12 protein-coding genes are annotated in these 13513 nt (G+C 69.2%); 7 read left to right on the forward strand and 5 right to left on the reverse strand.

The window, feature by feature from the left end; translation table 11 throughout:
• Window positions 1-4: 4 nt before the first annotated feature.
• Window positions 5-2626 (forward strand): RNA helicase, encoded by a 2622-nt coding sequence (locus tag C5E07_RS03725; RefSeq protein ID WP_104298486.1) that lies wholly within the window; start codon window positions 5-7, stop codon window positions 2624-2626.
• Between the two features lie 873 nt (window positions 2627-3499).
• On the opposite strand, the gene C5E07_RS03730 is transcribed toward C5E07_RS03725, so the two are convergent.
• Both C5E07_RS03730 and C5E07_RS03735 read right to left on the reverse strand, forming a co-directional pair.
• Window positions 3500-4603, reverse strand: a complete 1104-nt coding sequence (locus C5E07_RS03730) for a TerC/Alx family metal homeostasis membrane protein (protein ID WP_104240630.1) — start codon at window positions 4601-4603, stop codon at window positions 3500-3502.
• A gap of 209 nt (window positions 4604-4812) precedes the next feature.
• Window positions 4813-5379, reverse strand: coding sequence for a histidine phosphatase family protein (locus C5E07_RS03735; RefSeq protein ID WP_104240631.1), 567 nt, complete (start codon window positions 5377-5379; stop codon window positions 4813-4815).
• Window positions 5380-5479: 100 nt separating this feature from the next.
• On the opposite strand from C5E07_RS03735, the gene ftsY reads away from it, so the two are divergent.
• The 4 genes from ftsY (at window position 5480) to C5E07_RS03755 (ending at window position 8816) form a co-directional block, all read left to right on the forward strand.
• Window positions 5480-6355 carry a signal recognition particle-docking protein FtsY gene (gene ftsY / locus C5E07_RS03740; RefSeq protein WP_104240632.1) on the forward strand — a complete coding sequence of 292 codons (876 nt, stop codon included), beginning with the start codon at window positions 5480-5482 and terminating at the stop codon, window positions 6353-6355.
• A gap of 68 nt (window positions 6356-6423) precedes the next feature.
• The gene (locus C5E07_RS03745) at window positions 6424-6855 is read left to right on the forward strand and encodes a hypothetical protein (RefSeq protein ID WP_146080498.1); all 432 of its coding nucleotides are present in this window, start codon (window positions 6424-6426) and stop codon (window positions 6853-6855) included.
• 110 nt (window positions 6856-6965) lie between these two features.
• Window positions 6966-7361, forward strand: coding sequence for a hypothetical protein (locus tag C5E07_RS03750; protein WP_104298488.1), 396 nt, complete (start codon window positions 6966-6968; stop codon window positions 7359-7361).
• Between the two features lie 87 nt (window positions 7362-7448).
• Window positions 7449-8816: an MFS transporter gene (locus C5E07_RS03755; protein WP_104298489.1), complete on the forward strand. Its 1368-nt coding sequence runs from the start codon at window positions 7449-7451 to the stop codon at window positions 8814-8816.
• Window positions 8817-8839: 23 nt separating this feature from the next.
• Here C5E07_RS03755 and C5E07_RS03760 read toward each other — a convergent pair whose 3' ends face one another.
• The 3 genes from C5E07_RS03760 to C5E07_RS03770 form a co-directional block, all read right to left on the reverse strand.
• Window positions 8840-10012 carry a sorbosone dehydrogenase family protein gene (locus C5E07_RS03760; protein ID WP_104298517.1) on the reverse strand — a complete coding sequence of 391 codons (1173 nt, stop codon included), beginning with the start codon at window positions 10010-10012 and terminating at the stop codon, window positions 8840-8842.
• Window positions 10013-10152: 140 nt separating this feature from the next.
• On the reverse strand, window positions 10153-10368 hold the full coding sequence (locus C5E07_RS03765) for an SCO4848 family membrane protein (RefSeq protein WP_104240636.1): 216 nt from the start codon (window positions 10366-10368) through the stop codon (window positions 10153-10155).
• A gap of 9 nt (window positions 10369-10377) precedes the next feature.
• The gene (locus tag C5E07_RS03770; RefSeq protein WP_104298490.1) at window positions 10378-10962 is read right to left on the reverse strand and encodes a gamma carbonic anhydrase family protein; all 585 of its coding nucleotides are present in this window, start codon (window positions 10960-10962) and stop codon (window positions 10378-10380) included.
• A 79-nt stretch (window positions 10963-11041) separates the two neighbouring features.
• On the opposite strand from C5E07_RS03770, the gene ffh reads away from it, so the two are divergent.
• Both ffh and C5E07_RS03780 read left to right on the forward strand, forming a co-directional pair.
• Window positions 11042-12613 carry a signal recognition particle protein gene (ffh, locus tag C5E07_RS03775; RefSeq protein WP_104240638.1) on the forward strand — a complete coding sequence of 524 codons (1572 nt, stop codon included), beginning with the start codon at window positions 11042-11044 and terminating at the stop codon, window positions 12611-12613.
• A gap of 107 nt (window positions 12614-12720) precedes the next feature.
• Entirely contained in the window at window positions 12721-13497 is a 777-nt protein-coding gene (locus C5E07_RS03780; RefSeq protein WP_104240639.1) for a GntR family transcriptional regulator, read from the forward strand.
• Window positions 13498-13513 lie beyond the last annotated feature (16 nt).

A 13513-nucleotide genomic window follows, 5' to 3' on the forward strand; every position in this document is an offset into this window, starting at 1 on the left:
GGCAATGACTTCCGTCGACGGCACCTCCGCCCCAGCCCCCGCCATCCCCGAGCCCAAGCTGGGCCTCGTGACGCTCCTGCCCGACCCGTACGACGCGGACTCCATGTTCGAGGCGTTCGAGCTGTGGACGACGAGCCGCGGCATCACGATGTACCCGGCGCAGGAGGAAGCCGTGATGGAGCTGGTCTCCGAGGCGCACGTGATCCTCTCGACGCCGACGGGCACGGGCAAGTCGCTGGTCGCGATCGCGGCCCATGCCGCCTGCCTCGCGCAGGGCGGCCGCAGCTACTACACGGCGCCGATCAAGGCGCTCGTGAGCGAGAAGTTCTTCGCCCTCGTCGAGATCTTCGGCGCCGCGAACGTGGGCATGGTCACGGGCGACAGCTCCGTGAACCCGGACGCGCCCATCATCTGCTGCACCGCCGAGATCCTCGCGAACCTCGCCCTGCGCCAGGGCTCCGACGCCGACGTCGACCAGGTCGTCATGGACGAGTTCCACTACTACGGCGACCCCGACCGCGGGTGGGCGTGGCAGCTGCCGCTGCTCATGCTGCCCGACGTGCAGTTCCTGCTCATGTCGGCGACCCTCGGCGACGTCACCGAGATCGTCGAGGACCTCGAGCGGCGCACGCAGCGCGACGTGTCCCTCGTGACGGGCGTCGAGCGCCCCGTGCCCCTCGACTTCTCGTACGTGGTCGCGCCGACGCACGAGACCGTCGAGAAGCTCGTGGAGGAGCGCAAGACGCCCATCTACATCGTGCACTTCTCGCAGGCGGCTGCCATCGAACGCGCCCAGGCGCTGTCGAGCCTGAAGGTCGTCGACCGGGCCGGACGCGATGCCATCGCCGATGCGATCGGCGGTTTCCGCTTCACGACCGCGTTCGGCAAGGTGCTGTCCCGGTACGTGCGCGCCGGTATCGGCGTGCATCACGCCGGCATGCTGCCCCGCTATCGACGCCTCGTCGAGACGCTCGCGCAGAAGGGGCTCCTCCGGGTCATCTGCGGAACCGACACCCTCGGTGTCGGCATCAACGTGCCCATCCGCACGGTGCTCATCACAGCGCTCGCGAAGTTCGACGGGCAGCGGATGCGGCACCTCTCGGCGCGTGAGTTCCACCAGATCGCGGGGCGTGCCGGACGCGCGGGCTACGACACGGCAGGCACGGTCGTCGTCGAGGCGCCCGAGCACGAGATCGAGAACGCCGCAGCCGTTCGCAAGGCCGGAGACGACGAGAAGAAGCGCAAGCGCATCGTCAAGAAGAAGGCGCCGCAGGGCTTCGTCTCGTGGGGTGAGAAGTCGTTCGAGAAGCTCGTGTCGGCCGAGCCTGAGCCGCTCACCTCGCACATGCACATCACGGCGTCGATGATCATCAACGTCATCGCTCGTGGGGGAGACGTCTTCGGCAACGCCAAGAGACTCGTCTACGACAACCACGAGAAGCCTGCCCGCCAGCGGGAGCTGGCGTTGCGCGCGATCGGCATCTTCCGCACGCTCGTGACGGCCGGCATCGTCGAGATCGGCCGGCAGGGTCGCATCACGCTGACCGTCGACCTGCAGGCGAACTTCGCCCTCAACCAGCCCCTGTCGCCGTTTGCGCTCGCCGCCATCGAGCTGCTCGACCCGGAGGCGGAGGCTGCCCCCGGCGACCGCGGCTCCGAGGAGAACACGAGCGGCGAGGGCGCCGTCGGATCCGGCCACTACGCGCTCGACGTGGTCAGCATCATCGAGTCGACGCTCGACGACCCGCGACCCGTGCTCTCGCAGCAGCAGTTCAAGGCGCGAGGCGAGGCGGTCGCGCAGATGAAGGCCGACGGCATCGAGTACGACGAGCGCATGGAGCGACTCGAGGAGATCACGCACCCGAAGCCGCTCGAGGGCCTGCTCGCCCAGTCGTTCGAGCTGTTCGCGCAGCACGAGCCGTGGGTGCGCGACTTCGAGCTCTCGCCGAAGTCCGTGGTGCGCGACATGTTCGAGCGGGCCATGAGCTTCGCGGAGTACGTGAACTTCTACCAGCTCATGCGCAGCGAGGGGCTCGTGCTCCGCTACCTGAGCGACGCGTACAAGGCGATCCGCCAGACGGTGCCGGACGAAGCGAAGACCGAGGAGCTGCTCGACATCATCGAGTGGCTCGGCGAGCTCGTCCGCCAGGTCGACTCGAGCCTCATCGACGAGTGGGCCTCCCTCGTCGACCCGGAGCAGCAGGCCGCGAGCGACGAACCGGTCGTGCCTCCCGCGCCCCCCAGTGTCGTCGGCAACCGCCGCGCCTTCACGGTGCTCGTGCGCAACGAGATGTTCCGCCGCGTGCAGCTCGCGGCCCTCGAGCGAGACGAGGCGCTCAGCGAGCTCGACCCCGACGTCGACTGGTCGAAGGCCCTCGACGACTACTTCGCCGACCACGACACGATGGGGGTGGATGCGGCCGCCAGGTCGCCGAAGCTCCTCACGATCGACGACTCCGAGGGGCGCCAGTCCGGCGGACTCTGGAGCGGCGTGTGGCGTGTGGAGCAGATCATCGACGACCCGTCGGGCGACCACGACTGGCGCATCCGCGCCGAGGTGGACCTCACCGAGTCGCACGAGGCGGGCGATGCCATCGTGCGCGTCACCGAGGTCACGCGGCTCTAAGCCGCGCGCCGCGCGCTGCCTGCTGGGCGCTGCCTGCTGGGCGCTGCCTGCTGGGCGCCGACTGCCGGGCGCTGCCTGCCGGGCGCTGCCTACTGCGCGCCGCGTGCCAAGCGCGGCGGCACTCCGGCCACACGCCAGGGGTGTCCTCCGGGACGTTCCGCAGACCTGGGGCTTGTGCACCCGCTTGACCGAGTTCCGGTGCGTGTGCCACAGGTCTGTGCTGTTGCCTTCTGCAGACCTGGCGCTTGTGCAGGCGGCTGGCTGAGCTCAGGTGCGTGTGCCACAGGTCTGTGCCGGCGCGTCCGTAGACCTGGGGCTTGCGCACGTGCCTGGCCGGGGCCCGGTGCATGTGCCACAGGTCTGTGCCAGTGCGTCCGTAGACCTGGGGCTTGTGCAGGCGGCTGGCCGAGGCCGGGTGCTTGTGCCATAGGTCTGTGCTCGCGCGTCTGCAGACCTGGGGCTTGCGCAGACTTCCGGTCTGCGTCAGGTGCCTGTGCCACAGGTCTGTGCTTTTGCCTTCCGCAGACCTGGGGCTTGTGCACGTGCCTGGCCGGGGCCGGGTGCTTGTGCCACAGGTCTGTGCCCGCGCGTCTGCAGACCTGGGGCTTGCGCACGCGCCTGGCTGAGCTCGGGTGCTTGTGCCCCAGGTCTGCGCGGGAGCCATGCGCGGAACCCAGGTGTGCAGCGGGGCACCGGAGGGCGCACAGGTCCCCGCTCTCGCGGCTCCCTCGCTCCCTTCAGCACAGACCGCTCCCATCAGCACAGACCGCTCCCATCAGCACAGACGTCCCCTCAGCACAGACGCCGAAACCGGATGCGCGCGACTGGCGCGTGCATCCGGTTTCGGCGTTGCTGGTGTCTGTCGGGCCCCGACTAGCGGCGATCGGGCTCGCTGCTCGCGACGGGGGCCGCGTCCGTGGCCTCCGCAGCGTCCGGCGTGGTGCCCTCGACGCCTGCAGCAGCGGCCTCCGGGCCGCCAGCCGCCGAGCCGACGGTGCTCGGTGCGTCGTCACCCTTGGCGCGGGTGTAGATGATGCTCGCGATCGTGGCGACGATGAGCACGCCGAAGATGAACGTGAGCGACAGCCAGATCGGAATTTCGGGGATCCAGAGGAGCGGCTCTCCGCCGTTGATGAACGGCAGCTCGTTCTCGTGGAGGGCGTGGAACATGAGCTTCACGCCGATGAAGCCGAGGATGAACGCGAGGCCGAGGTCAAGGAAGACCAGACGCTCGAGGAGTCCGCCGATGAGGAAGTACAGCTGGCGAAGGCCCATGAGCGCGAACGCGTTCGCCATGAAGACGAGGTACGGCTCCTGCGTGATGCCGAAGATGGCGGGGATGGAGTCGAGCGCGAAGAGCAGGTCGGTGAAGCCGAGGGCCACGATGACCAGGATGAGCGGCGTCCAGACCTTCTTGCCGTTCTCGAGGATCTTCCACTTGTCGCCGTCGTAGTGCTCGCTTGCGGGGATGATCTTGCGCACGAGGCCGACCCACTTGGGCATCTCGGGCTCTTCGTCCTTGAAGGAGTCGATGGCCTGCTTGACGGCCATGTAGAGCAGCCAGGCGGCGAAGATGTAGAAGACGGAGACCCAGGCTTCGAGAATCGCGGCGCCCGCGATGATGAAGGCGAAGCGCATGACGAGCGCGATGGCGATGCCGATGAGCAGCGCCTTCTGCTGCGCGATCTTCGGCACCTTGAAGCTCGTCATGATGATGAGGAAGATAAAGAGGTTGTCGACGGACAGCGCCTTCTCAGTGGTGTAGCCGGCGATGAACTCGCCCGCGTGCTGCCAGTCCCACACGAAGCCGAGCGCGACCATGAAGACGACGGCGAGCGCGATGTAGAAGATCGACCACCAGCCGGCTTCCTTGAGGCTCGGTTCGTGCGGCGTCTTCACGTGCGTGAAGAAGTCGAATACGAAGAAGCCGATGACCACGGCAATGGTCACCGCCCAGATCCAAATGGGAACGTCCACGGGTCCTCCGGAGGGGTGAGTTCGGCGAATCGGCCGAAGGTCTCTTCCGTCGGCAGAAACCGACCGACGCGCCCGGGTGACTGATGACAGTCGCCGTGATGACGAGCGCGCCGCAGGAGGAATACTCCCCTTCAACGAAGCTCATAGTACACCGCGAGAGGGGCGGCACCAGGGGCGGGATCGAAGCTGTGAGCGAAGGCGAGGGGCGGCTACGGGGTCGGGACGAGCGGGTAGCCGTTCAGGAGGGTCACGACGAGGGCCCCATCGGCGCCTGGGCGCAGGATGCTGAGGGCCAGGTTTCCGATGTGGGGAGCCTGGGCGCCCAGGATCGAGGTGAGCACGAGGCGGATGACGCTGCCGTGGCAGACGATGAGCGAGTCCTCGTCGGGGTGCGCTGCGGCGACTTGCGCGATGGCGGCCAGCGACCGCTCGACGACGACGCCGGTCGGCTCGATGCTCGGGTGATCGAGCGGACGACGCGTGCCGTCCGGCATCCAGTACTTCTGCCCCTCGAGCTCCCCGAAGCTGCGCTCGATGATGCCGGGCAGCAGCGTGGGGGCTCCGAGGCCAGTGCCCTGGCCGATGATCTCGGCCGTGGTTCGCGCACGCGACAGCGGGGAGCTGTAGAGGTGGCTCCAGCCCTGGCCGACGAGCAGCCCAGCCGCGTCGTTCGCCTGGTCGAGGCCCCGGGAGTTCAGCGGGATGTCGGTGGCTCCCTGCAGGAGTCCGGTCGCGTTCCAGTCGGTTTCGCCGTGGCGGATGAGGCCGATGCGCATAGTGCTCCGTTCGAGGATTCCGCCCGCTGCCTGTTCAGGATTCTGCCGTTGGCTGAGGGGCGAACTCCCATGGTGTCAGAGCGCTGACTACGCTTGGCACATGGCTGAACGCACTCCCTGGTCACTGTCCGGCGCTCTGCGCGGCATGTTCGGCAGGCAGAAGATCGATGAGACGACGTGGGACGACCTCGAGGAGGCGCTGATCACGGCCGATTTCGGGCCCGACATCACCGACGAGATCGTCGAGCAGCTGCGCGACCAGGTCGATCGGTTCCACACGGAGGACCCCAAGGACCTGAAGCGGATGCTCCGCGAGCTCATCGAGGAGCGTCTGTCGAAGTTCGACACGACGCTGAACCTCCGGGAGCGTCCCGCGGTGACGCTCGTGGTCGGGGTGAACGGCGTCGGCAAGACGACGACGATCGGCAAGTTCGCGAACTTCCTGCGCATCAACGGCCGCACGGTGGTCGTCGCGGCGGCCGACACGTTCCGCGCGGCCGCCGTGGACCAGCTCGCGACGTGGGCGCAGCGCGCCGGCGCGGGCATCGTGCGCCCGCAGCAGCACGGCCAGGATCCGGCCTCCGTCGCCTATCAGGCGGTGGAGATCGCCATGCGCGAGGGGCTCGAGATGGTGGTCATCGATACGGCTGGCCGACTGCAGACGAAGAGCGGCCTCATGGACGAGCTGTCGAAGATCCGCCGCGTGGTCGAGAAGCTCGCCCCCATCTCGGAGGTCCTGCTCGTCCTGGACGCGACGACGGGGCAGAACGGTGTCGCGCAGGCCGAGGCGTTCATCCAGCATGCCGGCGTGACGGGCCTCGTCGTGACGAAGCTCGACGGATCCGCCAAGGGCGGCTTCGTGCTGGCCGTGCAGGAGCGCACGGGCCTGCCCATCAAGCTCATCGGCCAGGGTGAGGGCATCAACGACCTCGCCGGCTTCACACCTCACGTGTTCGCGGAGAAGCTCGTCGGCTGACCGTCGCTGATCGATGAGGGGAGGGAGTCTGGTGGACTCCCTCCGCGGAGGAGAAGGAGGAGCCTGCTGTGGAACCCGACGGAATGATCGCTGTCCTCTCGTCCGCGCTCGCGGTGGCCCTCGCGGGAGCCGGCGGGGTCCTGCTCGGAGTCGGCGGGGTGCCGGTCCGGTCGTGGCTGGTGACGGTGATCGCGATGGCGAGCCTGCTCGGCGGGGTGCTGCTGATCTTGTCCGACCTGGGTTCGCCGCCGTGGATCGGCGTGGTCTTCGCGCTGGTCGTCGTCGGCGCGAACGCGGTGACAAGCGCGCTCCGGTGGCGGAGGCTCCCGCAGCTCAGCGGGGCCCGGCTGCCTGAGCTGTTCCGGCTTGTCCTGCTGCGCCCGGACATCCTGCGGCGGATGGCCGCGGATGCGGTGCAGCTGGAGGAGGGCCGGCGCCGCAGGCAGGGCGGGCGCGGTACCGACCCCGGCGCCAGGCGACAGCGGGGTCCGAGGCGCTAGCGCAGCTCCACTTCCGCACCGCGGCTCACCGCGAGCTGGGCGGCACAGACGCTCACCGGCTTGTCGGCGTCTCGGAGTACGCTTCAGGCCACGTGCCGAGGAGGTCGCTCATGATGACGGATGGGCTGTTCGTGTTCCTTGCCTACGCGCTCGCGGTGGTGCTCGCGGGCGGCGGCGGCGTGTTCCTCGCGCTCGGGAGGGTGCCCGTGACCTCGTGGCCGGTGAAGGCCTTCGCCATGGCGAGTCTCATCGGTGCTGGGCTCCTGGTGTCCTTCGCCTTCCCGTCGCTCACCTGGATTGGCGCCATCTACGTCGTCGTCGCGGTCGCGGCCAACGCCGTCGCCAGCGCGCTGCGGTGGAAGAGCCTCCCGGTGTTCCGCGACGAGCCGTTGCCGGAGCTGCTGCGCTTCGAGCTGCTGCGGCCGTCGATCCTGCGCCGCATGGCAGCGGATGCACAGCGGGACTCAGACGGTGCGGGGCATCCCGAAGACGCCCGAAGCGTGTAACGCGCTCGGTTTTCCCATGCCGCGAGACAAATCCTCGAATTCGCGGGATCTCGGAAGGAATGGCGGCCGCGACGGGTTGCCTGCCTCGTGACCCGCCAGCAGCGCCAGATCCTCGTCATCGCGATCCTCTCGTCCTTCGTCGCCTTCCTCGACGGGTCGGTGACGAACGTCGCGCTTCCCGCGATGGTCTCGGAGCTCGGTGGCGGTCTCGGCACGCAGCAGTGGATCGTGGACGCGTACCTCATCACCCTCGGCTCGCTCATCCTGCTCGCGGGCTCGCTGTCCGACGTGTTCGGGCGCATCTCGGTCCTGCGGTTCGGGCTCATCGGCTTCGGGGTGACGAGCGTCGCCATCGCGCTGTCGCCGACTCCCGAGTTCGTCATCGTCGCGCGGGCGCTGCAGGGGGTCGCAGGGGCGCTGCTCGTGCCGAGCTCGCTGGCGCTCATCATCTCGGCGTTCCGGGACGCGGCCCAGGCGAAGGCGATCGGCACCTGGACGGCGTGGACGGGCGCGGCCTTCCTCGCCGGCCCGTTCCTGGGCGGCCTCGCCGCCGACTACCTGACGTGGCGGCTCGTGTTCGGCATCAACGTCATCCCGATCCTCGTGACGCTGTGGATGCTCACCCGCCTCGGCGCCGGCTTCGACGCGCCTTCGGGTGGCCGCATCGACGTGCTCGGCGCGGTGCTCGGATTCCTGGGCCTCGGCGGGCCGGTGTTCGCGCTCATCGAGCAGGGCAACTACGGGTGGGGGAGTCCCGTGGTGCTCCTGCCGCTGGTCCTCGGCCTGCTGAGCTTCGCGGCGTTCCTCGTCTGGCAGGCCCGCGCGCCCCATCCGATGCTGCCGCTCGGGCTGTTCCGCATCCGCAACTTCTGGGCCGGCAACATCGCCACGGTCTTCGTCTACGCGGCGCTGTCGCTCGGCGGGTTCGTGCTCGCCATCTTCCTGCAGCAAGTCGCCGGGTTCAGCGCGACCTTCGCGGCGCTGGCGACGCTGCCGACCTCGATCGCGAACGTTGCCCTCTCGTCGTGGTTCGGCTCGCTGAGCGGGCGCTTCGGGCCGCGCCTCTTCATGACGGTCGGGCCGATCCTGGCGGGTGTCGGCACCCTCCTGTACTCGGGGCTCGGCGCCGAGGTGAACTACTGGACTCAGGTGCTGCCCGGCGTGCTCGTCTTCTCGCTCGGCCTCTCGATGACGGTTGCGCCGCTCACGTCCGCCATCCTCGGCTCCGTGCCGACGGCGCAGTCGGGCATCGGCTCGGCGACGAACAACGCCATCTCCCGCGTGGCCGGGCTCGTGGCGATCGCCATGATCGGCGTCATCGCCGGGGGCACGATCGACGTGGACAGCTTCCAGCCGCTCATGTTCGTCACGGCGGGTCTGCTGTTCGCCGGCGCGCTCAGTTCGTGGCTCGGCGTGCGCAACCCGAAGGCGGGGCCAGCGCCCGCGGCGAACTGAGCGTGTCTCCGGCGCGGAGCGGGTCAGGATGCGTCGAGCGTGAACTCCAGGAGCGTGTCGTCACCGTCGCGCGGTGACCCGCGCCCGTCGGTGTTGTTCGTGAGCACGAGCAGGCTTCCGGAGGAGGTCACGACCGCGTCGCGGAGCCGGCCGAACTCGTCGACGTAGAGCGCTTCGTCGCTCGCCTCCGACGCCTCCGGGATGGCGATCTTCCAGAGCCGCTCGCCGCCGAGCCCCGCCATGAAGAGGGTGTCGCGCGAGTAGGCGAGGCCGCTCGGGCTTGCCTCGTTCGTCGACCACTGCAGCACGGGGTTCACGAACGTGGCGTCGTCGCCCTGCCCCTCGACGACGGGCCAGCCGTAGTTGCCGCCCGCCGTGATCCTGTTCAGCTCGTCCCAGGTGTTCTGCCCGAACTCGCTCGCCCACAGCGCCCCGGAGCCATCGAACGCGAGGCCCTGCGGGTTGCGGTGGCCCATCGAGTAGACGCGGTTGCCGAAGGGGTTGTCGGCGACGGGGGAGCCGTCGAGCTCCATGCGCAGGATCTTGCCGTTGAGCGAGTTCTGGTCCTGCGCCAGCTCCGTCTGGGATGCGTCGCCGGTCGCCGCGTACAGGTAGCCGTCCGGCCCGATGGCCAGCCTGCCCCCGTTGTGGTTGCCAGCCTTCGCGATGCCGTCCACGACGACCTCCGGGCTGCCGACGCCGACGCCGCCTTCCCAGGTGATGGGGAAGCGCACGATGCGGTTGTCCGAGGCCGCCGTGTAGAACGCGTAGAGCCACTGCGCCTCGTCGTCGCTCGTGCCGGCGATGGCGAGGCCGAGCAGGCCGCCCTCGCCGCCGGGCTCGACGTCGGCGATGGTCGTGACGACGCGGTTGGGGTTCGAGCCGTCGGCGGACACCTCGACGATCTGCCCCGTGTCGCGTTCGCTCACGAGGAAGTCGCCCGTCTCGAGCTCGACGACCGACCAGGGCGCCTGGAGCCCGGTCGTGACCACCCGTGGGTCGCCGACGGGGGCGACGGGGCCGGCTTCTTCGCCGGACGCCTCGGGTGTCGTGGGTGCCTGGGTCGTGGACGCTGGCGGCGGGCTCGCCGACGCGGAGGCGCTCGGCTCGGCTTGCTCCGGCGTCGGCGCGCATCCGGCGAGCGTCAGCGCTGCGACGGCGGCGAGGGCGAGCAGGGGAGCGGTGCGCTTGGTCATGACGGTGGCCAATCGGTCGACGAGGGATGCCACCAGTCAAGCCGAGCAGCCTGTACTGGCGCTCCGTGCCCGTCGGGCCCCGGTCCGTGAGCGGCGAGGCGGGTCAGCGGTCTCCGGTCTCCGCTCGCCTCGTCAGTTCGTCAGTTCGTCAGCAGGAGGATGCCGAGCAGTGCCTGGGCGATGCCGATGACAAGAGCCGCGAGCACCAGGACGGCGTGGACCGTGAGGAACCGCGTCGGGCGTCCGTTCTCGTCGCGAGCCCGCGGGTCATTCGAGACTCGCCGGTAGAACGAGGGCCAGACGACGACGTTGAAGACGGCGCCGACGAGCAGCGCGATGCTTGCGAGGAAGACCATGCCCCCAGCCTATTGGCGCGTCGACGTCTCCTCGCCGCCACGCGCCTCGCCGAGCGTCACGGCCGCGCTCGCGGGACTCTGGCGCTTCGCGAGGGCGACATAGCCGGCGGCGTGCGGGATGAACGCCTGGCTCTCCTCCGGTGTGAGCTCGCGTCGCACCTTCGCGGGCACGCCGGCGGCGAGCACGCGGTCGGGGATGCTCGCACCCTCGAGGACGACGGCGCCGGCAGCCACGAGCGCCCCGGTGCCGATCACGGAGCGGGACAGGCACGCCGCCCTCATGCCGATGAGGGATCCGTTCGCGATCGTCGTGCCGTGGAGGAGCGCTTGGTGGCCCGCCGTCACGTCGTCCCCGATGATCGTGTCGACGTCGTGTTCGACGTGCACCACCGTGCCGTCCTGCAGGTTCGAGCGTGCGCCGATGACGATGCGGCCGCCCACATCCGCTCGCAGGACGCAGCCGTACCAGACCGAGGAATCGGGGCCGATCTCGACGTCGCCGATGATGACGGCGCCAGGCGCGATCCAGGCGGTCTCGTGGATGCGGGGGGTCTTGCCCTCGAAGGGGAGGATCAGGGGAGCAGCGCTGGTCATGCTCCGATGATCCCAGTTGTGCTTCTCTCAGGCCACCCCGCACACCAGACTCCCCGGCCTCAGCTAAAATGGGCGGACTATGGCCATTTTCGGGAACCTCTCTGACCGGCTGACGCAGACGCTCGCCGGCCTCCGCTCCAAGGGCAAGCTCACGCCCGCCGACGTCGACGGCACCGTGCGCGAGATCCGTCGCGCCCTGCTCGAAGCCGACGTCGCGCTTCCCGTGGTCAAGGACTTCGCCGCGCACGTGCGCGAGCGCGCCCTCGGCGACGAGGTCAATCGCGCCCTCAACCCCGCGCAGCAGGTCGTGCAGATCGTCAACGAGGAGCTCGTGCGCATCCTCGGCGGCGACACCCGCCAGATCGAGTACGCGAAGCAGCCGCCGACGGTCATCATGCTCGCCGGTCTGCAGGGTGCGGGCAAGACGACGCTCGCGGGCAAGCTCGCGAAGCGACTCGCGGGCGAGAAGCACACGCCGCTGCTCGTCGCCGCCGACCTGCAGCGCCCGAACGCCGTCACGCAGCTGCAGGTCGTCGGCCAGCAGGCCGGCGTGCAGGTCTACGCCCCCGAGCCGGGCAACGGCGTCGGCGACCCGGTTCGCGTCGCGACGGATGCCGTCCGCTTCGCGAAGGACAAGCTGCACGACGTCGTCATCATCGACACGGCCGGACGCCTCGGCGTCGACCAGGAGCTCATGAAGCAGGCGGCCGACATCCGCCGCGCCACGAGCCCCGACGAGGTGCTCTTCGTCATCGACGCCATGATCGGCCAGGACGCAGTCGCCACGGCCAAGGCCTTCCAGGAGGGCGTCGACTTCACGGGTGTCGTGCTCTCGAAGCTCGACGGCGACGCCCGCGGCGGTGCCGCCCTTTCGGTTGCGCAGCTCACCGGGCGCCCCATCATGTACGCGTCGACCGGTGAGGGACTCGACGACTTCGAGGTCTTCCACCCCGACCGCATGGCGAAGCGCATCCTCGACATGGGTGACATCCTCAGCCTCATCGAGCAGGCGCAGAAGGCCTTCGACGAGGACGAGGCGATGGAGATCGCCGGGAAGCTCGCGACCGAGAACTTCACGCTCGACGACTTCCTGAAGCAGATGCAGCAGCTGCGCAAGGCCGGCAACTTCAAGAAGATGATGGGCATGCTCCCGGGCATGGGCCAGATGAAGGAGGCGCTCGAGAACTTCGACGAGCGCGAGCTGGTCCGCACCGAGGCGATCATCCAGTCGATGACCAAGGCCGAGCGCCAGACCCCGAAGCTGCTGAACGGCTCGCGCCGTGCTCGCATCGCCCGCGGTTCCGGTCGCACGGTCACCGACGTCAACGAACTCGTCAAGCGCTTCGAGCAGGCGGCGAAGATGATGAAGACCGTCGCCCGCGGCGGCACCCCGCAGATCCCGGGCATGGGTCCCATCCCGGGCCAGCACGGCGGACGCAAGGCTCCCGCGAAGGGCGGGAAGAAGAAGCAGCAGGGCAAGCGCAGTGGCAACCCGGCAAAGCGCGCCCAGCAGGCCATCGAGGAGGCGTCGGCTCCGAAGCGTCCCGGCGGCGCGTTCGGTGGAGCGGGCTTCGGGCGCCAGGCGGCCGGTGATGGTCAGCCGAACGAGGCCGAGCTCGAGCAGCTCCAGAAGTACCTGGGGCGCGGCTAGCGACAAGCTCTCGGGGCGGCGTGTCCGCCTCGCCGCGGGCGACGGAGAGAACTCTCCGTCGCCCGAGTAGCATTGTCACGTCATCAAGTCGTCCGAGGAGTGCGCCATTGAGCAATGAAGCTGCAGCAACAGGCGAGGCCCGACTCCCACTCGGGCTGTTCGTCGGCATCGACCGTTCGAGCCCTGTGCCCCTGTACCACCAGGTGTCGGAGCGCATCGAGAAGGCCATCAGGGACGACACGCTTCCGGCCGGATCCAAGCTCGAGAACGAGATCTCGCTCGGACATCGCCTCGGTCTCTCCCGCCCGACCGTCCGGCGCGCCATCCAGGAACTCGTCGACAAGGGCCTGCTCGTCCGCCGCCGGGGCGTCGGCACGCAGGTCGTGCACGGCCCGGTGACCCGCAACGTCGAGCTGACGAGCCTCTTCGAGGACCTCGAGCGCTCGGCGCAGAAGCCCACCACGACGCTCCTCTCGCGGCGGGTGGAGGACGCGACCCCAGAGCTCGCCGAGACCCTCGGCATCGAGGTGGGGAGCCCGACGCTGCACATCTCGCGCCTTCGGAGCGCGGATGGGGTCCCGCTGGCGATCCTCGACAACGTGCTGCCGGAGCCGTTCGTCGAGCTGACGGAGGACGAGCTCGTCCAGCATGGGCTCTACCAGCTCCTCCGGGCCCGCGGCGTGACGATGCGCATCGCCAAGCAGCGCATCGGTGCGCGCACGGCTTCGCGTGAAGAGGAGCGCCTGCTGGACCTCTCCGGCGGTGCCGCGGTGCTCACGATGTCGCGCGTCGCCTTCGACGCGACGGGCCGCGCGGTCGAGTACGGCCGCCACTGCTATCGTCCAGACCTCTACACGTTCGAGATCACGCTCGTCGAGCGCTGACCCGACTCTGCTGCAC

The organism is Pseudoclavibacter sp. RFBJ3, from assembly GCF_002931375.1.
Taxonomy (GTDB): domain Bacteria; phylum Actinomycetota; class Actinomycetes; order Actinomycetales; family Microbacteriaceae; genus Pseudoclavibacter.